The 24,570-nt window shown below is 55.2% G+C and carries 26 protein-coding genes and 2 pseudogenes; 9 read left to right on the top strand and 19 right to left on the bottom strand.

The genetic code is table 11. The annotated features are described in order from the left end of the window. Positions 1–345: 345 nt before the first annotated feature. Positions 346–1,287, top strand: coding sequence for a hypothetical protein (locus tag AC6I8B_RS22790; protein WP_305879625.1), 942 nt, complete (start codon positions 346–348; stop codon positions 1,285–1,287). A gap of 43 nt (positions 1,288–1,330) precedes the next feature. On the opposite strand, the gene AC6I8B_RS22785 is transcribed toward AC6I8B_RS22790, so the two are convergent. Then, positions 1,331–1,537 carry a hypothetical protein gene (locus AC6I8B_RS22785; RefSeq protein WP_305879624.1) on the bottom strand — a complete coding sequence of 69 codons (207 nt, stop codon included), beginning with the start codon at positions 1,535–1,537 and terminating at the stop codon, positions 1,331–1,333. A gap of 296 nt (positions 1,538–1,833) precedes the next feature. On the opposite strand from AC6I8B_RS22785, the gene AC6I8B_RS22780 reads away from it, so the two are divergent. The 4 genes from AC6I8B_RS22780 (at position 1,834) to AC6I8B_RS22765 (ending at position 4,946) form a co-directional block, all read left to right on the top strand. Then, positions 1,834–2,538 carry a hypothetical protein gene (locus AC6I8B_RS22780; RefSeq protein WP_305879623.1) on the top strand — a complete coding sequence of 235 codons (705 nt, stop codon included), beginning with the start codon at positions 1,834–1,836 and terminating at the stop codon, positions 2,536–2,538. Continuing rightward, positions 2,492–2,767 carry a hypothetical protein gene (locus AC6I8B_RS22775; protein WP_305879622.1) on the top strand — a complete coding sequence of 92 codons (276 nt, stop codon included), beginning with the start codon at positions 2,492–2,494 and terminating at the stop codon, positions 2,765–2,767. Before AC6I8B_RS22780 ends, AC6I8B_RS22775 begins: the two co-directional genes overlap by 47 nt. A gap of 185 nt (positions 2,768–2,952) precedes the next feature. Further along, positions 2,953–3,465 carry an ADP-ribosyltransferase gene (locus AC6I8B_RS22770; RefSeq protein WP_497817801.1) on the top strand — a complete coding sequence of 171 codons (513 nt, stop codon included), beginning with the start codon at positions 2,953–2,955 and terminating at the stop codon, positions 3,463–3,465. Between the two features lie 164 nt (positions 3,466–3,629). Beyond that, the gene (locus AC6I8B_RS22765; RefSeq protein ID WP_305879620.1) at positions 3,630–4,946 is read left to right on the top strand and encodes an RES family NAD+ phosphorylase; all 1,317 of its coding nucleotides are present in this window, start codon (positions 3,630–3,632) and stop codon (positions 4,944–4,946) included. 653 nt (positions 4,947–5,599) lie between these two features. Here AC6I8B_RS22765 and umuC read toward each other — a convergent pair. Beyond that, positions 5,600–6,787, bottom strand: a complete 1,188-nt coding sequence (umuC, locus tag AC6I8B_RS22760; RefSeq protein WP_305879652.1) for a translesion error-prone DNA polymerase V subunit UmuC — start codon at positions 6,785–6,787, stop codon at positions 5,600–5,602. A 127-nt stretch (positions 6,788–6,914) separates the two neighbouring features. Between umuC and AC6I8B_RS22755 the strand changes: the two genes are divergently transcribed. Then, on the top strand, positions 6,915–7,613 hold the full coding sequence (locus AC6I8B_RS22755) for an AraC family ligand binding domain-containing protein (protein ID WP_305879619.1): 699 nt from the start codon (positions 6,915–6,917) through the stop codon (positions 7,611–7,613). Positions 7,614–7,843: 230 nt separating this feature from the next. On the opposite strand, the gene AC6I8B_RS22750 is transcribed toward AC6I8B_RS22755, so the two are convergent. The 5 genes from AC6I8B_RS22750 to AC6I8B_RS22730 all read right to left on the bottom strand — a co-directional run bounded on the left by AC6I8B_RS22750 (position 7,844) and on the right by AC6I8B_RS22730 (position 11,880). Next, entirely contained in the window at positions 7,844–8,614 is a 771-nt protein-coding gene (locus AC6I8B_RS22750; RefSeq protein WP_166712537.1) for an alpha/beta fold hydrolase, read from the bottom strand. Between the two features lie 102 nt (positions 8,615–8,716). Beyond that, positions 8,717–9,928, bottom strand: coding sequence for a pyridoxal phosphate-dependent aminotransferase (locus AC6I8B_RS22745; RefSeq protein ID WP_166712529.1), 1,212 nt, complete (start codon positions 9,926–9,928; stop codon positions 8,717–8,719). Beyond that, on the bottom strand, positions 9,925–10,554 hold the full coding sequence (locus AC6I8B_RS22740) for an RraA family protein (protein WP_166712527.1): 630 nt from the start codon (positions 10,552–10,554) through the stop codon (positions 9,925–9,927). The genes AC6I8B_RS22745 and AC6I8B_RS22740 overlap by 4 nt, the downstream gene beginning before the upstream one ends. Then, complete coding sequence (locus AC6I8B_RS22735; RefSeq protein ID WP_166712525.1) at positions 10,551–11,216, bottom strand: RraA family protein; 666 nt, start codon at positions 11,214–11,216, stop codon at positions 10,551–10,553. Before AC6I8B_RS22735 ends, AC6I8B_RS22740 begins: the two co-directional genes overlap by 4 nt. Beyond that, on the bottom strand, positions 11,209–11,880 hold the full coding sequence (locus tag AC6I8B_RS22730) for an RraA family protein (protein ID WP_166712523.1): 672 nt from the start codon (positions 11,878–11,880) through the stop codon (positions 11,209–11,211). The genes AC6I8B_RS22735 and AC6I8B_RS22730 overlap by 8 nt, the downstream gene beginning before the upstream one ends. A 107-nt stretch (positions 11,881–11,987) precedes the next feature. Here AC6I8B_RS22730 and AC6I8B_RS22725 point away from each other — a divergent pair, with 107 nt between their 5' ends. Beyond that, positions 11,988–12,878 carry a LysR family transcriptional regulator gene (locus tag AC6I8B_RS22725; RefSeq protein ID WP_166712522.1) on the top strand — a complete coding sequence of 297 codons (891 nt, stop codon included), beginning with the start codon at positions 11,988–11,990 and terminating at the stop codon, positions 12,876–12,878. A 116-nt stretch (positions 12,879–12,994) separates the two neighbouring features. Here AC6I8B_RS22725 and AC6I8B_RS22720 read toward each other — a convergent pair. The 12 genes and pseudogenes from AC6I8B_RS22720 to AC6I8B_RS22665 form a co-directional block, all read right to left on the bottom strand. Further along, positions 12,995–13,096: pseudogene (locus tag AC6I8B_RS22720) on the bottom strand (Y-family DNA polymerase); the annotation flags it as partial. A gap of 2 nt (positions 13,097–13,098) precedes the next feature. After that, positions 13,099–13,476, bottom strand: a complete 378-nt coding sequence (locus AC6I8B_RS22715) for a S24 family peptidase (RefSeq protein ID WP_305879618.1) — start codon at positions 13,474–13,476, stop codon at positions 13,099–13,101. Positions 13,477–13,613: 137 nt separating this feature from the next. Beyond that, positions 13,614–14,927 carry a DUF1173 family protein gene (locus tag AC6I8B_RS22710; RefSeq protein WP_497817829.1) on the bottom strand — a complete coding sequence of 438 codons (1,314 nt, stop codon included), beginning with the start codon at positions 14,925–14,927 and terminating at the stop codon, positions 13,614–13,616. 49 nt (positions 14,928–14,976) lie between these two features. Then, positions 14,977–15,507: a phospholipase D family nuclease gene (locus tag AC6I8B_RS22705; protein WP_497817828.1), complete on the bottom strand. Its 531-nt coding sequence runs from the start codon at positions 15,505–15,507 to the stop codon at positions 14,977–14,979. Positions 15,508–15,873: 366 nt separating this feature from the next. Further along, positions 15,874–16,107, bottom strand: a complete 234-nt coding sequence (locus AC6I8B_RS22700; protein WP_033783562.1) for a KTSC domain-containing protein — start codon at positions 16,105–16,107, stop codon at positions 15,874–15,876. Positions 16,108–16,351: 244 nt separating this feature from the next. Beyond that, positions 16,352–16,666 carry a contact-dependent growth inhibition system immunity protein gene (locus AC6I8B_RS22695; RefSeq protein WP_497817827.1) on the bottom strand — a complete coding sequence of 105 codons (315 nt, stop codon included), beginning with the start codon at positions 16,664–16,666 and terminating at the stop codon, positions 16,352–16,354. Further along, positions 16,666–17,499 (bottom strand): RNase A-like domain-containing protein, encoded by an 834-nt coding sequence (locus AC6I8B_RS22690; RefSeq protein ID WP_497817826.1) that lies wholly within the window; start codon positions 17,497–17,499, stop codon positions 16,666–16,668. Before AC6I8B_RS22690 ends, AC6I8B_RS22695 begins: the two co-directional genes overlap by 1 nt. A gap of 330 nt (positions 17,500–17,829) precedes the next feature. Then, a complete protein-coding gene (locus AC6I8B_RS22685; RefSeq protein ID WP_497817825.1) occupies positions 17,830–18,144 on the bottom strand; it encodes a hypothetical protein in 315 nt (104 codons plus the stop codon). A gap of 117 nt (positions 18,145–18,261) precedes the next feature. Next, entirely contained in the window at positions 18,262–18,537 is a 276-nt protein-coding gene (locus tag AC6I8B_RS22680) for a DUF2767 family protein (protein ID WP_497817824.1), read from the bottom strand. Positions 18,538–19,368: 831 nt separating this feature from the next. Continuing rightward, positions 19,369–20,307, bottom strand: a complete 939-nt coding sequence (gene repA / locus AC6I8B_RS22675) for a plasmid replication initiator RepA (protein WP_497817823.1) — start codon at positions 20,305–20,307, stop codon at positions 19,369–19,371. 876 nt (positions 20,308–21,183) lie between these two features. Continuing rightward, complete coding sequence (locus AC6I8B_RS22670; RefSeq protein WP_497817830.1) at positions 21,184–22,002, bottom strand: DsbA family protein; 819 nt, start codon at positions 22,000–22,002, stop codon at positions 21,184–21,186. Between the two features lie 878 nt (positions 22,003–22,880). After that, positions 22,881–23,147, bottom strand: coding sequence for a helix-turn-helix transcriptional regulator (locus tag AC6I8B_RS22665; protein ID WP_497817822.1), 267 nt, complete (start codon positions 23,145–23,147; stop codon positions 22,881–22,883). Positions 23,148–23,284: 137 nt separating this feature from the next. On the opposite strand from AC6I8B_RS22665, the pseudogene AC6I8B_RS22660 reads away from it, so the two are divergent. Further along, positions 23,285–23,512 (top strand): annotated as a pseudogene (locus AC6I8B_RS22660) (Y-family DNA polymerase); the annotation flags it as partial. A gap of 73 nt (positions 23,513–23,585) precedes the next feature. Continuing rightward, positions 23,586–24,569, top strand: a complete 984-nt coding sequence (locus AC6I8B_RS22655; protein ID WP_497817821.1) for a tyrosine-type recombinase/integrase — start codon at positions 23,586–23,588, stop codon at positions 24,567–24,569. Position 24,570: the final 1 nt, after the last annotated feature.

Here is a 24,570-nt window from a genome sequence, read left to right as displayed (position 1 = left end):
CCGACCGTAATAAATCGGTGAGCGGGCGAGGGCAGATCGGCCTTTTCTCCGCTATACGGAATATAACCTGGTATGTCTGAGTACGCACGCGGCTCCGTTTGTGGAATGAGCATGATTACAGCATTGCTATACCTCTGAATTGTTTAACTTTTATCGGCCTGAATGCCAATGATGGCGGGGGCAGGGCGGCACCAGGCACTCCTGGGTGAATGCCTGGTGTCCGCTGGAAATGAAAAAGAGGCTTGCAAAAACAGCACGAGTGGCTCCATGATGAAAGCGAAATAACAAGTTTCTAAGCTTCTAAGGAACTAACTAAACGCTGTTTTAAATCTCCGGGAGGGCACCATGCCCACGAAACACATTGATGACGCCAGCTACACCCTGGCAGAAGAAACCCTGGTCAAAGCCGTCGTACTGACAAAGAAGGCGGTCAAGGACTCTGACATACTCTCCCTGCTGATCCACAAGGGAGCGGAAACCGTCACGCCGGTCGACATCCTCACGCGGCTCGGGGCTTCCCCCACCGCCTGGGCTGAAATCTTCAACCAGGTGCTGGAAGAGTGCAGCCCGCACTACCCGCAGGAGTACATCTCTACATTTAAGGAATTCCGTGAAAAGGCGGACCGCTACTCCGCGACATGGCGTGAATACGATACCGTCGGCATTCATCAGCACATCTGCGACGCCGGCCAGCGCCTGCAGAAGCTGCGTGACTTCACCTTCTCGCAGCTTGAGCCTGACTTTGAGCTTGAAACGGAGGAGGAAAAACAGGGGCACGAACAGTGGCTGAGTGGACAGATCCGCAGAATGAACGATGCACTGGCCACCCTGGACGGCAGCGCGCTGGGGGCGCTGACCGACGATGACCGCAGTCTGATGACGATGATGATGGAGAGTGAAGACTTCCAGGTCCGCTTCCTGCCGTTACCCGACAAGCGCCGCGCTGACGGCCGACATGAGTTCACCGTGCACGCCGCCCGCTTCCCGAACGCGGCGCAGGCCGGGCTGATGGCGTTGCTTGACGACCTGAAAAGCGCTGGCCTGAAGCTGACCTGGCACCGTTACGAACTTAACGCCTGGCTGCAGGAGCGCCCGCAGGATGACGCCGATGACATGGTTATCGACCTTTTTGCCCTGGCTGATGAGGGCCGCTTCACCTTCAAGGGCAACGCTGAACTGGCAGAGGAAAACGTTAGGAAGTGCCTGACAGCGCACGACATTGGGCCGATTTCTTCTGGTTTAATTATGGCCACTCTGGAACGGGCGGTCGCAGCGGGCCAGTCGTAACGCCCGGGGCACGGCCTGAACGTCTGTTCAGGCCGGAGCTTTTTTAACCTCTCAGCGCGAGCCGGTGCATCGCTTCCAGCGCCTTATCGCGTATCTCCGGACTTTGAGAAACATCCTGCGTTATCCTCCCTAGCAACATGTAGCCGTCGATGAAGAATATCCGGTGCAGGGCAGATCCCGTCTGAATGAAGCGCTCCCTCTGCTGCGTCACCTGACGGATGAGCAGCTGTAACCTGTCAGCGTTGTACATGGAATGTCTCCTTAACGGCCCTATGCCGCAGGTCAATTAAGCCATCACGACATGCACAGCGGTGACGCGGACGGAAAAAATGACCGCGGTGATGACGGGCTTTGCCCCGGAGATTCATCTGCATGCCTGCATATAGCAATGAAGTCCTGTAGACAGGCTTTTTCCACCAGGCACTTTTCGCTCAGTACCTGGTGACAAGCATGATTAGTAAAATCAGGCAGAGAAAACTTTATGAAGTACTACTGTCAGGGCGCGTGATGATAGACTACCTGTACCAGTCAATAATGAGAGCATGAATGAACGCGCTGACCGTTTCGCTTGTTGCCATCATGATCCCCGGTGTCATCATGGCGCTTATTTATGATACTTATACGCAGCATAAACCGTGGGATTCATTCCGCTATATTCTGATGTCGGTCGTTTTCGGTATTACAACGTATCTGGTTATGCAGGCGGGGTTGTCTGCTTATCAGTTTTTAATAGGAATTCAGGATACCAAATCAATACAGTGGCATTTACTTTCTGTCTGGACAGTTGCGAACGGTGAGGAAAAAATCACGCTCAATCCGCTGGAAATATTGTCCGGCGGTCTTCTGGCTGTTCCTTTCGGACTTGCTGCTGTCTATATTTCAACGAAAAGAACACTGCATGAATTCCTTTTGCGAAAAGGGATCTCGAATAAGTACGGTGATGACAATGTATTTATTCGTTCGGCGGAGCTGATGCATCATCGATGCGGAGAGTGTTATGTACTGTTGCACGAAGACAACCTGCTGGTTCATGGCAGAATATATCTTTACAATGAAAGTGAGAAAACGCAGGAGTTAGGTCTGCTGAATGTGACAGTGTTACATGCAGAAAGCGGGAAAGTTCTCTGGATGACAAGTTTTTTATATCTGTCTAAAGAGTACGGCAAAATGATCATATTTGAAAACTTCATAGAGGCAGCCTCAGATGACGAAGAATCACAATCCGAAAACAACACAGCAGCTGGTGAATAACGGTCGCCAGACAGTAGGCATGGATGGCTTTCAGGCAGCAGGGATGGAGGGCTTGCTGGCAGCTGAACGAGGACAACAGATGATGACGGAAGGCGTTCAAAAAGGCCAGAGTTTGCCATCTGGCGGATTGAATCCCAGAGAGTACGGACATCAGGTTTCGCCTTCAGTCGCTCCTCGGCAAACCTTCGCGCCGGCAAACGGTCCGAAAATCCCGCCGATGAAAAAATGATTGCCGTCAAAGCCGCTTATCGCGGCTTTTTTTAAATCAATAGCACTTTAATCTGAGTACTTTTGTTATTTCCATTCTAGCTAACCAATACTTAATCACATTTTTTTAATTAATATGAAAATAGCATATAAATGAGTACAGGAAGAAATTACATAAAAAAGGAAGTACAGGAGTATCTGCTTGACATGTGGTGGATGGCCATCTGTAATTCGCATAAACAAGCAAATAAAGCTATATTGCTCAACTATGATGAAGCCATAGCAGTTTATGCATATACCAACGTTTACCCACCTTTTTATGAAGCTATTAATGACGCGCTTCGGTCCGGTGAAAACCATTACCTGGTAGAATTAATAGACTCAGCACTCAGCAAGCTGCCAATTGATGAGAGCTCGGTGGTTCACAGATGGTGTCCTATAAGCGCCTCGGATATAAATCTATTAACATCCGGAGAGACGATTATTAATGCCGGTTATACAAGTACTAATCTGCATACTAAAAGATATGACGGAAGCAGTTTCGACTGTGATTCAATACGTATTTTCTCCCATACAGGGAGAAACATTTCACTGTATTCTGATGACAACGGTTTAGGATTAGAAGAAATACTTATCCCCCGGAATAGCAGATTCAGCCTGCTTTTCCAGGATGCTGTTGCAGGCTTCAGCTATGATTTAATGCAATTACCTGCCGACTAAAATGGCGCTATGTACATGAAGCCAAAGCCAAATCACACATTAAAAATACCACCTTCTCTTTTTGCTGCATGCATGGTCACATCGTTTAAATAAAATGCGTGCCAAAGCCAGGCTATTCGGTAAAGTGAAAACACCCATCTGATCAGATAAAAAGCGTAGAAACTATGGACGATGAAAAGTACATCTGTGACGTGTGCATCGAGGACCCATATGTCAGCAAGCACATCCGTTCCCACGGACAAAGCGGAGAACCGTGCAGTTATTGTGGTCGGGCAGAAAGTACAGCTGAACTCAGTGAAATTGCAGACCGCATGCATGACGTGTTCTGCAGTTATTACTCATCTTACCCTGAAAATGAGAACAGCCCTTTCGGCGGTACGACGGAGGAAATCATTTCAGAGGAGTTAGGCGTGGATGAATCAGCCTGCAGAGATATATTTGATCTGCTTTGTGAAAAACATAATGAATGGGGGGATGAAGCGTATAGCGAGTTTTACGTTTATGTTAAAGATGCTTTTGAAGTAACAGAATTTGATTTCGCATGGAATAAAATAAAGAAATCGCTTGAAACCGAAAGCCGCTATTTTAACAGCAATCTTCGAAACTTTCTTGACCAGATCTTTTCAGGCGTAGAACAGGCTTATATTTCATCCGGTGCTACGGTCAGGACGATAGATGGAAATTATGTCCTGTACCGGGCGAGAGCATTTGATGATTACAATAAAATCGAATCAGAACTTGAACATCCAGAACGTAACTTCGGCCCGCCACCTTCGGCTAAGGCAAGAGCCGGAAGGATGAATGCTCCGGGGGTGCCGGTGTTCTACGGCGCAGCCAGCCGAAAAACGGCGATAGCCGAAGTCAGGCCCGCGGTAGGCAGCGTGGTGGTTGTGGCCCCCTTCAGGCCAACACGTCCGATGCGCATTCTTGACCTCTCGGCGCTTGAACATATCGTGATCAAAGAGGGCAGTCTGTTTGATCCGGCAACGCGCAGCCAGATTGACGTCACGTCATTTCTGAGAACGCTATCACGAAAGCTGACCATCCCTGTGACCGCAGCCCGAACGGACAGCGAATACCTGATAACGCAGGCCGTATCTGAATACCTCAGCATTTCAGATTCACTAAAGCTTGACGGGATAATGTTTCATTCGACACAGAGTGCACACCCTAAAGATAAGGACGATGCTAAATATAACGTTGTTCTTTTCAGGAATTCATCCCGCGTCAGAAACGGGGCGGCTAACGGTATAAAATACAGAGTCGACATGTATGAAAACGCTGAAGAAGACTTCTGGTACCCGAGCCCGTCAATTACTTCACTGGATGAAGAAAAACTGAATCAGCCCCCTTCCAGCCTTTATAAAAAGTTTATGAGTGCAGATCTTGTAATGGATACCGCAGGAATTGAGGTGCATTTTGTAACCGGGGTTGAGTACGCTACATCACCCAATAATGTAGAGCTGAAGCAAAATCCTTAACTGTCTGCTCCGCGCTCAGATTGATCAGCTTTGAGGAAAATGTGGACACAAAAAACCTAACACAGATTGTGTTAGAATGTGATTAAACAGGGATATGGCATATCTGAGACGAAAAAAAACCCGGTTTGGTAGACCAGGTTTGTTTTCAGTTCCAGGAACGGTTGGAGGCCGTGCTCAAGAACAGGGTGCTGCATGTATCGACTCGCCATGCAATTTTAGCACTATTGGCGGAGCCGTCAATATACGTCAACCCAATACTGGCTTATAATGGCCGGGCTTGTCGGTTTGAGTGCAGCACTAACGGGTGAATGTAACGGATTCTCCCGGCCGGAAACGGGTGGAGCCGTCCGGTCTGCCCCCACTTATAGGGTGCTGCATGTATCGACTCGCATTGATACGCGCCGTGAGGGAAGTTCAAGGGCATAAGCGGCGTGTGGCGCTCTCCTGTGAGGGAGAAGCTAAAGTGATAACGCTGGGATCAATCCTGCTGATATTGCAGATACTGCACGTCAGCTTACGCATTATCGTTGTTATCAGGCAACTGACCGGACGTCCGTAAGGACTGAAGGAACTTGAATCAAGGCGGGGGTTCCACCCCGCCTTTTTTCGTTTCTATTCATTGTCCGTTTATAATTTTACGTCACTCAGCAACTTCATTTTACCAGCGGTATGTCTTTCAACCTCGTTGTATAGCGTGGTGACAGCATTTCGCGCTTCATCTGCCAGGCACTGTCACGTTCTCCCTGACCCGCAAACCACACCTTTCCCTTACCTGAGCGGTTAATGGTGTCCAGCGCGGCCATCAGCGCATCCGCGTTTGCACGCGGCTGCTGCTCGCTGAACATGTCAAACTGCGCGACCCCGGACTGGTAAAAATCACCCAGCATGACGCCGGCTTTTGCGTACCGGTAGCCGTCTCTCCAGATGGTGCTGAGGCCTCGAATGGCTGATTCAATAATGTCGCGCGTATCGTTCGTAGGATAATCACAGATGCGGGAGGCCGTATTCGAATACTGAGGCTCATCGCCGTGTCGGGCGGTGGCGATGGATACACTTATGTGTCGGCAGCGTGAGTTCTGCTCCCTGAGCTTTTCCGCCGCGCGCGTGGCGTAGAGCACCACGGCCTGCTGCATCTCCTCCAGTTGCGTAACGCGCTGGCCAAAAGAGCGTGAATTTACTATCTGCTGTTTCGGCGGCGGCGCATCCTCAAGTGCCAGACAGGATTCGCCGTTGAGCTCACGCACTGTGCGCTCAGTGATAACGTCAAAATTTTTCCTGATCATACTGATGTTACTGTCTGCCAGCTGCAGGGCGGTAGTGATACCCAGCTGGTTCAGGCGCAGGCTGATGCGCCGGCCGATCCCCCAGATGTCACTGACGTCAGTCAGGTGCAGAAGTTTTCGCTGACGGCTCCGATCTGACAGATCAACGACGCCCCGGGTCTGGGACCATTTCTTGGCCGCGTGGTTGGCCAGTTTGGCCAGCGTTTTGGTCGGCCCGAACCCCACACCGATAACCAGTCCGGTCTCCCGTCTTATGCGCTCACGCATCTGCTGTCCGAACTTCTCAAGCGGGATGAGGCTGCCAATCCCGGTAACGTCCAGAAAGCTTTCATCTATCGAGTAAACTTCCTGCCCAGCGGCCATTTCGCCCAGGATGGCCATCATGCGGCTGCTCATATCGCCATAAAGCTCATAATTAGAGCTGAACACCTGAACGCCGTTCTGCCTGAAAAAGCGCTCGTTCTGAAACAGCGGGGCGGCCATTTTTATACCCATGCGCTTTGCTTCGGCCGAACGTGCAATAACGCATCCGTCGTTGTATCTGAATGGTGCTAACAGTTAATTATGTGTAACGATATGATTTTAATCAGTATCGAATTACTAATTTTTTCTGTGTCATGAGACTTGTAGAGTTACTTTAGTTAGCTACTTAATAGTGCGAATCAGATGAGAAGCATCTTCAAATATGCCCGCCGGAGCGGCTTATCCTGTGCACTCCCACCCGAGGGGGGAGTTTGTGTATTCTTTCAGCGGCGTCATGGAGGTCAGGCTGGACGCTGATCATCTGACAGCGCAGGCACATTATGGAATATGGCTGCCTCCGGGTGTTGTGCATGAAGGTCTGAACCACTACTGCGCGTCCCACTGTTCGTTCTACCTGATGCCGGAACTCTGTCAGGGAATGCTGGGAACGCCCTGCACACTGGAAGTCAGCGCCCTGATCATTGCCATGCTCGATTACCTTCGCCAGCATCCGCTCCGCGCGCCACTTTCTGCTGAAAATAACCGGTTCCTTGACGTGCTGCGCGATCAGCTGGCCGCGGCACCCCGCTATCAGAATTTCCTCCCGTCTACCAGCGATCCGCTGCTGGCCGCCGTGCTCGACAGGCTGGCGAAAAATCCCGCGGATAAAACGCCGCTGTCTGTGCTGGCCGCCTCTGCGGGTACGACCATCCGAACGCTGAACCGGAGGTGTCAGGAAAGACTCGGCATGCCGCTGAATGAATGGCGTCAGCGGCTGCGCGTCGTCAGGGCTGTCAGCCTACTGGAAAGAGGGCAGAAGGTGGAAAGCGTGGCTTTTGAGGTGGGTTACAGCAGCGTTTCGGCATTTATTGCCATGTTTCACCGTCAGACGGTATTACTCCTGCCCGGGCAAGCTGCATAAACGCATCATTCTGAGAATGCCTGCTGCGTGGCAGCCGGCCGTTACGAAACCACAGACCGGATGCGGCTATTCTGAGGTGAGAGCCCTGAACTTTTCCCGGTGCGCACAGGATGGCCGCCCGGTGATGCAGGCAGCCAGCCAGTCTGTCTGCCTGCTGAGGGTGACAGATAAACGGCTGCGCGCAGCTCCGCGACTGACGTCAGAGAGCTGCGCTGATCAGGTTATGGCCCTCAGCGTGCCCGCCTGGCAAAGGATGCTGCCTGCTGGAACTCTCTTATATGACGCCACATAAGTTCAGGGTTCGAATACATCGGAAAATGCCCGCAATGCGGAATCTGAGCCAGCTGCACACCATGTGCGCTGATTTGCTCAAGATAGGAGAGCGTGGCGTTCTGTTCACCATACATGAACATTTTCGGACACGGCAGATTAAGAAACTTGGCCATCAGGTCACCGTGATCAGAGTAGTTCACCATTGACCTGAAAATGGGCCTCACCGCTCCGGCGCGGACCTTGTGACGCAGGCTGGCCGAGTAGAGCGCACTTGCCCAGGCAGGAGCGTGCCGGGTGCGGGTGATAAAATTGTCAAAAAACTCTTCATCACTGCCTGCAGGATAGTTCACGACCTGACGGCTCAGGAAGCAGTCTTCCGGGGCAATATTCCCCTCGATGTCCACAAAGCTCAGTATGCGTTCAGGGTGTGCATGCGCCAGTATCAGGGCGGTGAGTCCGCCCATTGAGTGCCCGACCAGGTGAAAACGCTCATAGCCCAGTACGCTGACCATCGCCAGCGCCGTTTCAGCAAGAAAAGGGATACTGATTGCGCTTAAATCACTGCACTGTGTTTCACCGCAGCCCGGTGCATCATAGGCCAGAAACGGGCGGCCATGAAATCCGGCATAGTGAATGATGTCCGCATAGTCTTCCTTGGTGGATCCAAAACCGTGTAAAAACAGAACGGGTTCACCCTGACCCGGACGGTGAATGGCGGCGATGCGCATTTCTGTCTTATCAACTGTGATGCCGTAGGTCCGGCTTTCAAACTCGCTGCTCAAGCTGGCTGCTCCTGATGACTGAAAGGGGCTGAATGTAGTGACTGCCGCTCAGCGTGCTGCGCGACAGAAATCGGTAATGTGCTGACATGCCTGCTTCAGCGAGGCGTCATCGGTGGCGTAGGCAATGCGGATATAGGGGCCGAGGCCAAACGCGCTGCCGTGCACCACCGCCACGCCTTTTTCTTCAAGCAGTGCGGTGGCCACGTCTTCATCTGAATTCAGGCGGGCACCGCCCGCGGACGTTTTTCCGATGAGGCCGCCGCAGTGGGCAAATACATAAAAAGCCCCCTGAGGCGTCGCGCAGCGGATGCCCGGCGCGCTGTTAAGCTGGCTCAGCACAAAGTCCCGCCTGGCGGTAAAGGCATCGCGGGAGGTATTCAGAAAATCACGCGGGCCGTTCAGCGCCGCCAGGGCGGCATGCTGTGAAACGGAGCTGGCACCGGAGGTCTGCTGACCCTGCAGCTTTTCCATGGCGGAGATAAGCCAGCGCGGACCGGTACAGAACCCGATGCGCCAGCCGGTCATTGACCAGGCCTTGGACACGCCGTTCATGGTCAGCGTGCGGGGCTGCAGTTCCGGCACCGCGGCGGCCATGGTCGAAAACTTAGCGCCGTCAAAAATCAGGTGCTCGTAAATATCATCAGAGAGTATGAGCACCTGCGGATGGCGGAGAAGTGCCTGGCCCAGCGCCTGCAGCTCCTGCCCGCTGTAAACCGCCCCCGTCGGGTTGGACGGTGAGTTAAGGATAAGCCAGCGCGTGCGGGGGGTGACTGCCGCGTCAAGCAGTTCCGGCGTCAGCTTGAAGCCACTGCCGCCGTCACACGTCAGCATTACCGGTATTCCCCCGCAGAGCTGCACCATTTCCGGATAGCTCACCCAGTAAGGCGCCGGGATGATCACCTCATCCCCGTCGTTCAGGGTGGCGGCAAGCGCATTATAGATAATCTGTTTACCGCCATTTCCCACGAGCGTGTCTTCCCAGGACACATCCAGACCGTTGTCCGTTTTAAACTTCCGGGCCACGGCTTCCCGCAGCGCCCGGAGCCCGGCAACCTGTGTGTACTTTGTGTGACCGTCCTGTATGGCAATCATCGCGGCCGCGCAGATGTGCCTGGGCGTGGGGAAATCCGGCTCGCCGGCGCTGAGCGAAATGATTTTACGCCCCTGCGCCTTCAGCTCCGCAACCTTGTCCATGATCCTGTAGGTGGCTGAAGGCCTGACGCTGTCAAGATAGTGGTTCAGCTTCTGAATCCCGGTCATTGCGTTCTCCACTGTGAGAGACCCATTAAGTCTACCGTGGTGCTGCCTGCATTAAGTTTTTCCATCATCAGTCTTTCTTTTGCCTCACGCGCCTCGCCGTCCTGCAGCACGCGGGAAAATTCAGCGGCCGGAATGATAACGACGCCGTCATCATCCGCCACAACGACGTCACCGGCGTCGACAGGAATGCCGGTGAAGCGGAAAGGCTGCCCCACGGACTGAAAGCTGCTCTTTATCGTGCCGCGCACTGACACCCCGCGCGCGAAAACCGGAAAGTCGTGTTTCTTAATGGCCGCGATGTCGCGGACGCCGCCGTCCGTAATCAGGCCTGCAAGGCCGGCCGCCCGGGCCGCCACCGTCAGCACCTCTCCCCAGTACCCGGCCAGGTGGCCGTCCGTGGTCACGACCAGCACGCTGCCACGCGGAGCCTTTTCAAGCGCAAGGTGCAGCGCCAGGTTATCGCCGGGTGAACAGGCGACGGGAAAGGCCGGGGCCGCGATCGCCATGCCGCGCCAGATGTTGCGGATCTGCGGATCTGCCGCACAGTCGAGCCCGGAGGCTTCGTATAGCGTGGCGCTGCCCAGCTCAAGTGCCCGGCGGGCATGCTGCTCCGTTACCGATGTCATGATGATTTCCTCTGAAGAAGGTGATAGCCCAGTTCTTCACGTGCCTGGCGAAGAGATTTTCCTTCCGCCAGCGCTTCGCGGATCTGCGACTCAGTTTTTTCAATGTCCTGCGCAACCCGCGCGACCTCTTCTGCCCTTGCGGACGGAACAATCACCACGCCGCTGGCATCGGCAATCACCACGTCACCAGGTTCGACGCGCACGCTTCCGATGGAAACCGGCTGATTCACCGCACTCACCTGCACGCGATCTTTTCCGGTCCGCATAAAACGCCCGCGGGTGAACATCGGATAGCCATCCCCGAGCGCTTTGTGCACGTCGCGACAGACACCGTCAATGACCGTGCCGGCAATCCCCTTCATTCCGGCCACCTGAGTCATGATGTCGCCCCAGACCGTGCAGTCAGTGCGCCCGTTGTTATCGATAACCACAAAACTTCCGGCCGGCACGTCATCAATAAAATCCCCTACCGTGCCGGGCGGACTGCTGGCGGGCTCGTAACGGACGGTCCATGCCACTCCGACCGTCGCCTGCCGGTAGTCATCCAGCGGCATGATGTCGCAGCACTGACCCGGCAAACCCAGCTTATCGAGTGCATCGGACACGCCGGCCGTGTCCAGTCCGCGGAACAGATCGGTAAGCGAATAATCTTTATCAGTCATTTTCAGACTCCGTACTGATGGCATCAAAGGCGCTGTCATGCATTACGTCAGCCACTGCGTTACCGCGGCGGACGGCGCGGACCATACCGGCCTGCCGGCGGGCGATCTTTTGCGCCAGTCCGAGAACGTCGTCAATACGATGAGCGGGGATAAATACGGTGCCGCAGCGGTCGGCAATCACGTAGTCGTCCTGACGTACCTCGACGCCGGCAAACCTGACCGGCTGTCCGGAAGAAAGCTGAATAACCCGGTTGCGCGCACTGATCATCGTTACGCCGCGCCCGTAAACCGGATATCCGATGGCTTCGCTTCCCTCAATGTCGCGACTCAGGCCGTCGATCACAGAGCCCCGGACGCCGCGGCCCCGTGCCGCGTTTGCCAGGATGTCGCCCCAGCAGGAAATGCCCGCCTGTCCACCTGCGATGACAAGAATGCGATCGTTACTGGTAATCGCATCAATGACGGGCGAAATAAGGTGTACCGTGGGTCCGGTATCGGTTTTGGGGCCCAGCTGGATGGTGCTGGCACGCCCGGTAATTTTCGGGCAGCCCCACAGCGGAACGATCCCCCAGGTTGCCCCCTCGATGTCAAGAAAATCCAGCGCGTCTGACACCGTATTGGTGTCCAGCTCAGCCAGCCTCGCTAATGCCAGGTCCGTCGTCATAAAACACACTCCGCGATTGGTTGAATGTCAGACACTATCAGCGGTACAGTCTGATATTAAAAATCCTTATTGCGAATTGGTTTGATATAAAAAACGTATCGGAGGAGATGATGAATTTTCGCATACTGCGGCACATGTGGCTTTTTCTGGCCGTGGCCGAGGAAAAACACTTTGGCCGGGCCGCAAAGAGACTGGGCATGACGCAGCCGCCCCTGACGCAGCAGATCCAGGTGCTGGAGCAGACGCTGAAGGTGCAGCTGTTTGACCGCTCCAGAAGAAAAATACAGCTGACGCCGGCGGGACAGGCCATTCTGCCGGCAGTAAGAAAGTTTGCCGAACAGGCTGAACGGCTGGAGCTGGCTGTCAGTGAGGCGGTAGCAGGCCATACCGGGATGCTGACCATCGGGGCCATCAGTACCGCGATGCTTGATGTTCTGCCGGCCTACATCAAGCAGATGAAAGCGCTGATGCCGGAGGTGACCGTTTCCGTCAAGGAAATTGACAGCGCTGAGGCTATTCCGGCACTTTCCGCCGGAGAAATCGACCTTGCTTTTGCCCGCCTTACGGGTGACATGGGGGAAGGCATTGAACAAATGCCGGTTTCCAGTGACAGGCTCGTTGTCGCACTGCCTCATAATCACCGGCTTGCGGGGCAGCACCGGATCGCTCTCCGCTCACTGATGAGTGAAGAGTGGGTGATGTTTTCGCGTCATCTGAGCCCGGTTTATTTTGACTCTATAACCGCAGCCTGCCGTGAAAAAGGCTTTTCACCCCGGATCCTGCACGAGGTGCGGTCCGTTGCTTCGCAGATTGCGTTTGTCAGCTGTGAGCAGGGAGTAGCGCTGGTACCGGCTTCTCTGGAGCGCCTTTCTCCTGCAAACGTGGTCACCATCCCGTTGGAAGAAAACATTCAGGTCATTACCACCGCCGTTGCCTGGTCATCAGTGAGTGAAAACCCACTGGTTGACAGGTTTGTCGGGCTTATCAGTTCGGGCTGAGTTACGCCCCCCGGTCTTCACACTCAGTACCCGTTTTTCGCACATAGCGGACCATTCAATTCTTCAAACCTGAAAAATTGAAACCACGAAACTAACTAACACTACTTATCACTCAGATCGTTATTCGACACAACGACGACAGGTTTACCGCGCAGATCAGGCCTGAATACGGTTTCGCAGGAAGCGTAAAAATTATTGGCATCGGCCAGCGCAAACATGATTACTCTCCCGCCGGTCCGCTGAATCCCAGCCCGGCCACATCGGTGAGTGCGTAGGCAACCACACCCCACACGGGAAGTCCCTGACTCACATCCAGCAGGGTGATGGTTTCATCCGCATCCGGCGCCTGCAGGGCGGGAACAGGGTCGAGCAGCAGGCGCCGCAGCGTCAGCTCCCCGTCGGACTCGGCCACAATGAGCTGACCGTGCGCCGGTACCAGCGAACGATCGATGGCCAGCACAGACCCTTTCACGATGCCGGCATCGGGAAAGCTGCTGTCGCTGCGCATCAGGTAGGTTGAATGAGGTGAAAGATGAACGAGGTCACCCAGACTCAGGCGTGTTTCGGTGTAGTTCTGGGCCGGGCTCTGAAAGGCCATGAAAATACTCCATTCTGACAGCTTTTCAGCTTTAAGACGTGAACCTGTAACGCCGCTGTCTGCCACACAGTGCGTATCCGTTACTCAGAATGTCAGTATATGCCGCCAACCGGACAGTTGCCTGCATTAAACCGTGCTCAGCGGGGCGGAAAGGCCGGTATATCATGGCCTTCAGGGTCTGCTGAGGCATCCCACTGCCACCATCGCCCGGCCCCGAACTCTCTGTCGTACGTCACCGTTTTAACCTGTTTACGCTGCAGATAATCCGGGGTATTCATACCGAACACCTCCATCGGCAGGGCTTCAGCGCCGGCAACGTCAGTCAGTACGAAGTCAGGGAAAACATTTTCCTCGCCGTCATAGCGCAGCGGCTTGATGAACGCGCGCTTTTCCTCCCACAGGCGTACCTCAACCATTCCCTCATAGCGTGAGTCCAGGGGAATATAACGCGGACTGACGGTCATCAGCGCCGCATCGATTATCCTGCAGCTGCTGCGCGGCAGGTTCTGCCCGTCTCTTCGGATAAAAACCGTTTCCGGCGGCTCGGTTTCACAGATAACCATGACCCGGGCACCGCGGCGCCAGTCTCCCAGTTCGCGCGAAAAGCTCCGCGCGAGGCGCGCTCTGACGTCATCAGGCAGCTGCAGCGCGGGAAAACCGGCAAACAGTCCCAGCGGAAGCGTGGACTCCAGTCGCGCATCGGCCGCGTCGCTCCAGGCAGCCAGCTGCGAGATCAGGATGAGACGGCGTGACTTGCTGCCGGCGTCTCTGGCAACATGACGGTTCTGCACGGCCTGCGCTGAGTCCTTCGTGGCCATCAGAAGCAGCGACTGCTGCAGCGGGACCCGTCCGATACGTACGCGTGCGGCCGCTTCATTCAGCCGCCAGCTGACCCAGCCCGGATAGCGTTTTTTCCGGTCAAAGGCGGGGTACCAGACGTTTATGCCGGACTGCTCCCAGAGCAGGTGCAGCAACCCCAGCGGGCGCATCGAGGGCTGCCGGCGCCGCTTAACAGGTCCGGCGCTGACCGGGAGCGCATCCGGTTTTTTTTCCTGGATATCTTTCTTCTGCAGACCGGTGGGAAGGCGTATGACAATGTTCCCGTCCGGTGACGCCTTTACGGCGTCAGGTGCATAAATAGCGGCCTGCCTTTCATCTGACCAGACGGAATAAAAGCGGCAGTCCGGTGCGTGCTCATGGCCGGAAAAAGGCCATGACGCGAGCCAGCACTGATCTGTTTTCTGGGAAAGGTGCACCTTCAGGCGCCGGCAGTGCGCGTTCTCATCGGGTGGCCGGCACAGGCAGGTCACCACCGTGGTGGCTTTATTATCCCGCGCGTATTTCAGCCAGCGCTGCCACTGTTCCGGCTTATCCGCACGGAAGTCTGCGGCGCATTCCCGCGTTCCGCGCTGGCCGGCAAACCGCACCGGAAATGTTTTCTTTGCCGCCATAATAAGCCACCTCCCGATCACAATACTGAATATGAGACCTGCATGTTTCTTAATTCAGCCTGTCCGCTGAGCAGGTTACAGGCGAAGATTCATTCCACAGACGGTTAAATTCCGTCTGATACTGTCGCGCGGTTGCCGGCTCGCCCGTAATAACCAGCGCGTTTTCAGCATTTCTTTTTTCAGCCGATGACGTGTAATTAAACGATCCGGTTTCAACCGCGCTTCCGTCAGCAACAATAAATTTATTGTGCATGATGCTGTACATGCCGTTGACGCGCACCTGCACACCCGCGCAGGCCAGCGCGCTGACGAGTGACCAGTGGTCCCGGCTTTTCTTTTCATCGGCAACCAGGCGCACTGACACGCCCCGCGCTACAGAAGCAGCCAGCGCCTGCGCCACGGGCTGACTGGTGAAGTCATAGGCCGCTACATCCGTGCTCTGGCGTGCGCTGCCGGCGAACTGCAGTATCAGGTTCAGCGCCGTACCGCCGGGAGAGAACCCTGCCGTCACCGTAGCGAACGAACAGGGCATAAATGCAATCGCGCATAACGCTATTACTCCGGGTTTATATTTAATCATGGATAGTCGCCCTGCAGGATAAATAAGTCACCATTCTATCACGCAGCGCGTTTATTTAATTAAATAACGCCCAGTTACTGTCGCGACAAAGGATAAAAATTCAGGTTAATTTATTATTAATCCCTGCCAATAATATAATTCACACAGGGAGCAGGGGAACAATGAACGAATTTCACGAAATAAACATGCTTACATCACGCGGTGATATTAACGGTGCAATGCTCTCACTCATCTGTAAATTGAGTGAGAGCATTGCCCGTATAATCATGAAAAAGGCCGGGTACGGGCTGAGCGCAGGGCACCCGTCCGCTACTATCGCCAGCAGGCGCTGGAGAACTATGATGCAACGCGCAGATGATGATGGCCTCAGACATCGCGCCGCAGGCTGAGGCTGCCCCGCACAGAGAGGTAGCGTCCATCGATACTGGTCCTGAAAAAAGTGTCGCTGTCTGCGGCCGCACAGAAGGCCTGATATACCTTTGCAGGCACGGCCAGCCAGCGCCGGCACGCGCCGTTCCGGTACTCCAGCTCAAGCACGCCGGTAGTCGCATCGTATCCCGCGCTGCTGAAAAGCGCAGACGTCACTTCATGTCTGTTCATGGCGTTATTCCGGGCAGGTCCCTGATGAATGAAATCGTTGATCGTAAAGTACGGATCGCACGTACAGAATGCCTGTGCAGGGTAAAATATAATGGTTTGTATCCGGCTGTTCACTGGCAGCTCGTCCGCTCCATGTCCGTTATTCTGAGCCACCCCGGGCATTCACTGTAGTCTGTAAAAAGGGAACCCGGACAAACAGGGACCCGGCAATGCTGACTGCTTCGCGGGGATCGACGGCCAGATATCAGCGTTCACGGTTATTAAGCGCGGCAGATACCCGCGCCTGTACCAACTCCAGAAACGCCTGCGCCGTGGTGTCCCAGTTCGCCGGCACAAACTCCCCTTTGTAATGCGTCCGGAAATCCAGCTCGGTATCGTCGCACTCGTCCAGAAACAGCTCAATGTCTGCCAGCAGGGCGTGAAGATTCGCGTCGGGCATGTCGTGAATGTAGGCCTGAATCTTGGGCTCTATCTCATGTCCGGGTTCCGCCATAACGTAATCCTGACCGAAATAGACGCCGATAAAATTATCCAGTTCGCTGATGCTGATACGATCCACTATACCTCCGGAAACGCAGTCAGAATAAAATAGGGTTTTCCGTTAAATGACCTGAAATCAATCACCACGCGGACGGCATAACAGGTAACGGTTTCCTGATTTGCTCTGCGCACCATAATCCCCGTGGGATGCGCAAACCGCCGGCTGAGCCGCATGCGGGCGCGCATGCCGGGCGGAACGTTTTTCACCCACATCGCTATCTGATTTTTATTATCCGCCAGTACCCGGCTGATGATTGCCTCTGCCTCACGGAGTGATTTAAAGCTGCTGGATTCTTCAAGCCTGGGCTCTCTGATAAGCCTTTCGCGTAGCTCATCCGGCGATTTACCGATGTGTCGCTCGATGGTATGGCCACCGGGCGCACGTCCTGAAAGTGACTCGTGCTCAGCAATTCTGAACCGCCCACGGCGTACGGCAATGACCCGCTCTGCCCCGGCCGCCAGTGCAAACGCCATTGGTATGGCGATATCGACCGTCAGGCCCACCTTCATGGCGGTCTGGCGGTCAGCGCCGAGCGATTGCGCGAGTGCCACAGCTGAATTGAAGATATCTGTATTGACCTGCCTGCCGGTCCAGACCTGACGGATACTGGCCTGGATAGTATCAAGTCCGTGCGTGCCGACAAAGACGCAGCCGGCTTTGGTCAGCATAGTGGGCTCCGGCACCACGCACAGGGCACCGGCACCGAACATCTCAACGACGCCACCCGCCAGTCCGAGCCCGCCGGATATACGGTTACTGGCTGATTCACCTTCACTGATACTGCGATCAGAGAGTACGGCTGCCAGCTGCACCGGTGAAAGCGCTATCCTCAATCCCTGCCCGTCTTCCACAGAATCCTCCTTGTCGTAACGGCACGTGTCTGACTCAATTTATAACCGGCACTGTAAGAGGTTGCAAATCTTGTGCGTTTCACCATTCATCATCAGGGGGGCACTAAACAGCGAAGTTTTGACCAATAATTTCAATACCAGTGATAATCTTAGTGATGCAGGCAAGCATTCACAGAGCGGGCTATATCAAGAAGATATCTCCAGCTTATCTATACCGCTCTACATATCATCTGCCATGCACGGCTTCAATTTTCCTGGTATGTGGAGCTCCGAGCGGAATATAAAAAGTGAACAAACCTGTAATAGCAGTCTGTTCATTTATCAACCATCTCAATCTTTGCCATAAAGTTTGGGATTTGAGTTGTACTGAGATTCCACGTGCGTCTGACAATCACTCAGGTTCTCTGAGAGGACTGTACTATCTTTCTTGGCAGCTGCATCCTTTGCAGCGTGAACAACGCCGCGATTTATTCCATTTAATGGCTCAGTTGGAACATGGTTGTCAAAAGGTACTTTCAAATCAAGGGTGTCACGCATTCCGCATACAATTTTAACATGGTGTTTAAGGGCATCACCCGTTAGTGGTGCCGCCGATGCTCCAAAAGTTGTCAGCAGAACCACAATCATTGAATTCTTAAATTTCATTTTATTTATCCCATTTATGAGCCCGTACTGAGCGATATGACTGACGTTCAGGTTTTTCTTTTAACGTATAGCATGAAGCCTGACTACAGCAAAAGGGTGGCCCTGATAACCGGAATTTTATGACATCAGCCCTCCGAGAAACCCATAATCGCCGTCGCGATGCCCCTCGACGATTTCCTGGTCAGGATAAGTCTCCAGCGAATCTACCGCGCTCTGCATGAGCGTTTTCATTTCCGGTGACCACTCTTCCGTTCTGGCCAGTTCTTCACGGATAAATCCGGCAATCCGCAGCCGCGTGGTTTCAAGACCGTCGCTGGCCATTGCCATGACTACGGCACCGATCATTGTGTAAACCTTCTCAAGTTCCCCATACTGCTGTTCAGTAACCTGCATAGCACTTACCTCTCAGACGTAGCCGGACAGGCGAGCAGTGCGCAGCCTGTCCCGTGAATGCCGCGTCAGCGGCATGGAGGCGCCAGAAACTGTTAAGGACGGCTCAGATGCCATCGGGCGCCGTAAGCCCGGCAGAGCCGGTTACAGGGCGGATGGTGCCAAAACCCCAACCCCGTCCTGCCAGACGCCGTTTAAGCAGCGGCCTTTCAGCAGCTTATCAGTCAGATGGTCGAAGACGAAAGGACGAATCCGCGGCTCCTCTTACAGCAATACAAACTGACTAGTTACAACACCCATTCATCAGCCACGCCTGTTCCGGCCCGTAGGGCCGGGCGGGGGCGGCTGGTCAGTGGGGGCAACCGGGTTTCAGGTCTGGCTTCGTGTGCTCTCCCGGAGAGGGGCGTGGTTTTTCAGGCCTGTGCTGTCTGACCACAGTGAATCTTTGACTGTTGTAACTAACTGCACAGATCGGGGCCCGCGTCAGCGGGAGCTATTTCAGATTCTGAGCGGCGCGGACGCATGCGGCCGCTGCGAGCGAAGGCATTAATTTATCCCTGCGGAATGCCTGCATGAAAAACACCTTATCTTTATGAAGATCTCTTACTGACGTAAGTCAGGAATATCTTGCAGGTAACACAGACAGTAGTTGCAGGTAAATGGCGCATATTAATTGCGGGTAACTGTGGATAAAAATAACGGCCGTGGCCATTGGGTGGGGTATCTGCTTTTTTGAGGCGGAATTAACGGCGGGATGCGCGCGCAGAACCGGGATTTTATACCCGGCACAAACGCCTTTACCGCCAGTTAAGGCGGTAAATAAAAGAGTTGGCGCTAGTGTACCCGGTCAGGTACCGGGGGGGCGGGCTCGTAGTCCAGCCCGAGATCGAGCTGACGGAGACTCTTCCAGACCAGGCGGTCAAACTCATCCGGGGAAAGTTTCATCCATTCGTGCGCCGGTCGCATGCGCAACAGTTTGGCCATCGCGTTGCGCCTGTCGTCGAGAGAAAGTTTACCCAGCCTGTTCCGGCGCTTGTTCCGGGACGCCTTTTCACGGCGGCTCAGCAGCGTGGCCATGCGCATGTTTTCATACCAGCGCCGGCGCGCGGCGCGCAGGGAGGCGTGCGTACCGGGCTCGATAATACCGTCGGCCTGCGCCGCCAGGCGGGCGTTGCGCTCCGCCAGGAACTTATCCATATCGATGCCGCACAGCTGCCAGAAGCGGTCCGTCAGCACGATGTGGCGTGGCATGCAGTAGCCGGTGGCCGGGTCCGTTTCCAGATCCGGACGCTCAATCAGGCCAAAGCGCTCCCACTCCTCAAAAAGACGCGAAAGCCGGGAAGGCTCAACGCGCGTTTCCGGAATGACGTTGCCGTTCTCATCTTTGGGGCTGAGCTCGTCGGCCAGCCTGCTGCCGTTGAAGGTGACCACAGAGGTGGCAAAGTCCGCGCGCTGAATCACCAGCGGCCAGGTCGCATCGTAAAGCGCCTGCTTTTCCGGCCGGAAATCGCGTTTGCGGCCGGCGGCTTCGCGCAGCTGCACAAAATAGGGGTGACGGGACATGCGCTGGCGCAGCATCATTCTGCCGGTGCGTTTGTCTTTCATAACGAGCCGGCTCATGGCGTGCCCCATCTGTCCCGGCAGGCGCCGGAAATCAGCGGGTGCAAACCATTCAGGGTCTGAGCACTTACAGGCGACGGAGTGATCGCCGCGGTGGCGTCCGTCATTCTTGAGGTTCGGGCGGTTTAACCCGATTAAAATCTGGTCATTCACCCTGTCCCGAACTTATGGCGGACAGGGGTTGTCTTATGAAAAGCATGCGTTATAATCCTTCACAGGCCAGCGCCTGCTTTTGGACCCCCTGATTTCTGAACCTTCCGCCAAGTTGAGACAGAATTCAGGGGGTTTTTGCATTCAGAGCCCGGTGAAACAAGGGCTCCATACCCTGGACGTTTTTACGGATACGTCCCATCCGGTTAGTTCTTTCCCGCGCCGCGCATGTCCGGCTACGGGTTTACTGCACACCCTGTCGTTAACCACCACAGTAATCAACAGGGATCAAATAAAGATCGCCGCCCGGCGAATTCTGAAAAGAATACCCATCTCACCCGCTTAAATCCAGCACAGTTTGTACATAGCATGAATCGTGTGGATAAAAAAAGCTCACCGATAAAGTTTACCGTGACCGGGTTCACATCTGCAGGCTGACTTAATTCAAATCACGCGTCTGGCGGGACGGTGATCTTCGGGAAGACGTCTGAGAGCGGTATTTCCTGATGTTCAGGCAGCAGGCTGTGGTGCGATCGCGAATGATCGGTTTATTCTGCGACGGGCAGGGCGGTCAGGCTGAGGCGTACCGCAGCACCGCGAGGAACGAACAGCCTGAGCGGCATGCCCGTCAGGGGGTAAAGGTTCTGGCGGAATGGCCGATACCCCGGACAATGCTCACTGGTTGGCGCTAAAGAGCAGACTGACAGGCTTTACCCTCCCGGCACACGTGCCGGGATTTTTTATGACGTCATGTGGTAAAGGTTTTTAAGGGGTGGCCGATACTTACTCAGACTGTCGGAAGTGGTCCCCATGCATCCGGTAGCCTAATCCTTTTTGTGGTGTTTAACCCGGCACTGCTTCCCCTGTGCCGGTTTTTTTTCATTCCTTTTCAGCACGCGTAATAGCCTGCTGCATGACCTGTTCGCTAACCACACCCGGAATGACCGTAGTGTTGTCTGGCGTGGCGTTCTCTGCAGGCATCACGATAATGCCCGGCGTGCCCGTCAGCCCCAGCATCTCAGCCAGAGCTGCATTGTTCTCCGTAACGTGGTCAGACACGTTTCTATCCTCGTCTGAAGCTGCTACTGCACCGACGGCCGCTGCAACCTTCTCAATGTCTTCTGCCGTCAGCTTCCCTTCGTTATGCCCGGTCCGGTAAATGCCGTTATGAAACGCCATGTACGTATCTGCTCCCTGCTTCTGGTAAATGCCCAGTCCGCGGCGTGAAGCCTGCGCTGATTCCGGATAGCGGGCGGCAAATATGGTCCAGTCCCGGAACGCAAAGCGCACACCTGCGTTTGCAGTCATCACCTTTTCCATCACCGGCGCCATCATGCTGCAGGCGATGCATTCATAGTCGAAAAACTCAGTCACGATGACCTTTGAGTCAGCCGGCCCTTTGACGGGCACGCCTTCGAGCTGCATCAGCAAACGCATCCAGCTGCAGCGGCTTTTGCTGACGTAGTGCCGCGTTTCGTTTTTCTCTGACCGGTCCTCAAGCACCATACCGACGCGGTAGGTCTGAGGGAGACGGCGCTCTTTAGCCGTCACAAACACCGGTGTACGCGCCACGATGCTGACCGACTCCTGTCCCAGCCTGCCGGCATCCTGCAGCGCACTCCGGATAACACCGGTCAGCTGGCTCTGCTCGCGCGGGCCTGTCACAACGGCCGTAACGGGCCCCTCCGCAGGGTCCATTCCGGCATAGCGCTCTGCCAGCGCCTGATAGCGGTCGCGCTTGTCCTGAATACTGGTCACGCGCACCTCAATTCCGTCAGGCGGTGCGTTCAGGCTCTGACGCTTCACGCCCGCTGCCGTCAGCACGGACAGGGCGTTCGCATTTGACTGCCGCCCGGTGCTGTCGAGAAAGAGCAGCTGCGCATTCTGCTGATGCGCCTCGCCGGTGAGCACCAGCATTTCTTTCAGGCTGAGCTTTTCCGCGCTCTCCACGATGCCCTCTCTTTCCGCCCGCACATATGCAGGACGCACCTCTCCCCGCATCAGCGCCCGCACCTGACTCACGTTCTCCGCCAGGCCGGTCACACGCAGCCTGTTTGCACACCAGTTCGGCATGTTTCTCTCCTCAGTCAATGGTTGCACGGCCTCACCTGCGCCGTGCCGCCACAGCAGACGGGCGCAAAGCGGAGCAGGCAACGGGCGAAGGAGGAAGCCGCACGCGTCGCCGGAGCGGACTGAATGTCCCGCGCACGGCGGGGAACGGGTGACGAGAGAGGTGTAACGGACCCTTGCCTGCGCAGCGGCCCGGCTAACGTGAAGGCACGGTGCAGCCCGGAAAGAGAAAAGAGTGTGGCTGAGGGAGAGGATTTCCGGCGTCAGGCAACGCCGGCGCGCCGGTTAAAAGCGGAGCGCAGCGACGTCCTTCAGAGAAGCGACCCGGATCGGGCGGGAGAACAGGGTCAGCCATTCCTGTCATATGTCTGTCACAGAACGCTGATAAACTGGCCCGGCTGAAGATGGTATTCGTAAGATGAATCACGCAAAACTGCATTTGCCTGCCCGGTGTAAGCCGGGCGGGCTTTTTTATGTCCGGCATGGCCACTCAGGCGCACCGCGATTCAGCGCAGTGCAGTACCGTCATTGTCAGCCTTCGGGTCAGACTCCAGGCGTGCCCACAGCGCCTGCCGGTTCAGCCAGAACCCGGGCGAATGAGACACCCGACCCAGTTGCTCCGCCAGTGCCGGAGTCACCGGCAGCCGTCCCGCCAGAAAGGCCCAGGCGTCGGCACTGTCCATTCCGCTGCGCCGGCACAGCTGTGCGATGGAGATATCGTGCTCAGCCATCAGGTACGCCAGAAAACGGGCAGGAGAAGTGAGACCGTCCATATGTTGACTCCCGGGGTAAAGCGTCTGAAAACGTCTGTATACAGCGTATAACCGCCCTGCCCGGATGCAAATGATGAACAGAAAAAAGCCGGCCCTTAAACGTGAGCACGCTACGCTCGCCGCAGTCACGGCTGCCTATGTTCGGACTGGCGGACGTCAACTCGTTTTATGCGAGCTGCGAGTCCCTGTTCCGTCCCGACCTGCGCGGTAAACCGGTGGTTGTGCTCAGTAATAATGACGGCTGCGTCATTGCCCGTTCGGCGGGCGCCAAAGCGCTGGGTATTAAAATGGGTGCACCGTGGCTTCAGATAAAAAATGAAGGATATCCTGAGAAGATTCATGTGTTTAGCTCGAATTACGGGCTCTAGTAAGTTATGTGGAATGCAACATTGAGTGAGTAAACTTTGAGCAGCGATATTGCTGTCAGAGGAGAACACGATGCTGATTCCACCCAATGAACATGCTCTGTTACTGGCAGAACGATGGCTGAAATTGTTATCCGATCTGGGCCGGGCGCAGGCCACGCTCACAGCCTACCGCAGTGCCCTACGCCATTATTTTGCGTTCTGCAGCCAGAACGGAGTGGAACCTGAAAAGGCCCGTTTTGAAGACCTGGCCGCCTACATCAGCCCTCAGCTGCCCGGCACGCCTTCTTCTGCGGCCAGCGCCACGCTCCAGTTGCGCCTGTCCGCTATCCGTCTCTGGTATGACTTTCTGATGTATCTGGACCTCTGCACGGTTAATCCGCTGCCCCGCTCCGGCACGCCCGGCATGCTGAATGTCGGCAGGGGCCTGATTCCCCGCGTCGTGAAGCTGCCACAGATCCCCGACGATGCACAGTGGCAGTCTTTTCTTTTTCATGCAGCCTCATCCTCGCTTCGTGACCGCCTGATGCTGGCATTGACCTATTACGGTGCGCTGCGGCGATCTGAAATTACCTCCCTGAGTATCGAAGACCTCGACTTTGCACACCGGCTTATCCGCATCCGGGCTGAAACCACGAAGAGTCGGCGTGAACGCATCGTCTGTTACAGTCCGGCCGTTTCGCCCGTGCTGGCGGCCCACCTTATACAGATGAAGCGGGCAGGAATCACCAGCGGTGCCCTGTTTCGTTCTGACTCCGATCGTAATCGAGATGTGCCGCTCACATTCTGGACCTGGAGCAAAACGGTACGGAAATGGGCACTGATTTCAGGGATACCGGATATATCAACGCACACTTTCCGCCACCTTCGCCTCACACATCTGGCCCGCGCGGGCTGGAAGCTGCACGAACTGGCGACCTATGCGGGACACCGCGACCTGGCCACTACCCAGATTTATATCCACCTGTCGGGCCGCGATCTTGCTGCCAGGATGGCGGGCGCGATTGAAACGGCAGATATCAGAATGGCGAACCTCATTTTCAGCGCGGAGAAATAGC

The organism is Pantoea sp. X-Soil-ISGK-285 (genome assembly GCF_059730815.1).
Note: the sequence above shows the minus strand (reverse complement) of the source record. Positions and strands in the feature narration are given on the sequence as shown.

What these genes read in the sequence shown, in the direction of transcription:
- AC6I8B_RS22655 (WP_497817821.1), top strand. Translation starts at nt 23,586, where the DNA reads ATGCTGATTCCACCCAATGAACATGCTCTGTTACTGGCAGAACGATGG.
- AC6I8B_RS22785 (WP_305879624.1), bottom strand. Translation starts at nt 1,537, where the DNA reads ATGTACAACGCTGACAGGTTACAGCTGCTCATCCGTCAGGTGACGCAG.
- AC6I8B_RS22775 (WP_305879622.1), top strand. Translation starts at nt 2,492, where the DNA reads ATGACGAAGAATCACAATCCGAAAACAACACAGCAGCTGGTGAATAAC.
- AC6I8B_RS22680 (WP_497817824.1), bottom strand. Translation starts at nt 18,537, where the DNA reads ATGCAGGTTACTGAACAGCAGTATGGGGAACTTGAGAAGGTTTACACA.
- AC6I8B_RS22685 (WP_497817825.1), bottom strand. Translation starts at nt 18,144, where the DNA reads ATGAAATTTAAGAATTCAATGATTGTGGTTCTGCTGACAACTTTTGGA.
- AC6I8B_RS22715 (WP_305879618.1), bottom strand. Translation starts at nt 13,476, where the DNA reads ATGGCCTTTCAGAGCCCGGCCCAGAACTACACCGAAACACGCCTGAGT.
- AC6I8B_RS22755 (WP_305879619.1), top strand. Translation starts at nt 6,915, where the DNA reads ATGCCCGCCGGAGCGGCTTATCCTGTGCACTCCCACCCGAGGGGGGAG.
- AC6I8B_RS22740 (WP_166712527.1), bottom strand. Translation starts at nt 10,554, where the DNA reads ATGACATCGGTAACGGAGCAGCATGCCCGCCGGGCACTTGAGCTGGGC.
- AC6I8B_RS22725 (WP_166712522.1), top strand. Translation starts at nt 11,988, where the DNA reads ATGATGAATTTTCGCATACTGCGGCACATGTGGCTTTTTCTGGCCGTG.
- AC6I8B_RS22670 (WP_497817830.1), bottom strand. Translation starts at nt 22,002, where the DNA reads ATGGACCCTGCGGAGGGGCCCGTTACGGCCGTTGTGACAGGCCCGCGC.
- AC6I8B_RS22700 (WP_033783562.1), bottom strand. Translation starts at nt 16,107, where the DNA reads ATGAACAGACATGAAGTGACGTCTGCGCTTTTCAGCAGCGCGGGATAC.
- AC6I8B_RS22765 (WP_305879620.1), top strand. Translation starts at nt 3,630, where the DNA reads ATGGACGATGAAAAGTACATCTGTGACGTGTGCATCGAGGACCCATAT.
- AC6I8B_RS22705 (WP_497817828.1), bottom strand. Translation starts at nt 15,507, where the DNA reads ATGATTAAATATAAACCCGGAGTAATAGCGTTATGCGCGATTGCATTT.
- AC6I8B_RS22665 (WP_497817822.1), bottom strand. Translation starts at nt 23,147, where the DNA reads ATGGACGGTCTCACTTCTCCTGCCCGTTTTCTGGCGTACCTGATGGCT.
- AC6I8B_RS22745 (WP_166712529.1), bottom strand. Translation starts at nt 9,928, where the DNA reads ATGACCGGGATTCAGAAGCTGAACCACTATCTTGACAGCGTCAGGCCT.
- AC6I8B_RS22735 (WP_166712525.1), bottom strand. Translation starts at nt 11,216, where the DNA reads ATGACTGATAAAGATTATTCGCTTACCGATCTGTTCCGCGGACTGGAC.
- AC6I8B_RS22780 (WP_305879623.1), top strand. Translation starts at nt 1,834, where the DNA reads ATGAACGCGCTGACCGTTTCGCTTGTTGCCATCATGATCCCCGGTGTC.
- AC6I8B_RS22770 (WP_497817801.1), top strand. Translation starts at nt 2,953, where the DNA reads ATGTGGTGGATGGCCATCTGTAATTCGCATAAACAAGCAAATAAAGCT.
- AC6I8B_RS22730 (WP_166712523.1), bottom strand. Translation starts at nt 11,880, where the DNA reads ATGACGACGGACCTGGCATTAGCGAGGCTGGCTGAGCTGGACACCAAT.
- AC6I8B_RS22790 (WP_305879625.1), top strand. Translation starts at nt 346, where the DNA reads ATGCCCACGAAACACATTGATGACGCCAGCTACACCCTGGCAGAAGAA.
- AC6I8B_RS22710 (WP_497817829.1), bottom strand. Translation starts at nt 14,927, where the DNA reads ATGGCGGCAAAGAAAACATTTCCGGTGCGGTTTGCCGGCCAGCGCGGA.
- AC6I8B_RS22750 (WP_166712537.1), bottom strand. Translation starts at nt 8,614, where the DNA reads ATGCGCATCGCCGCCATTCACCGTCCGGGTCAGGGTGAACCCGTTCTG.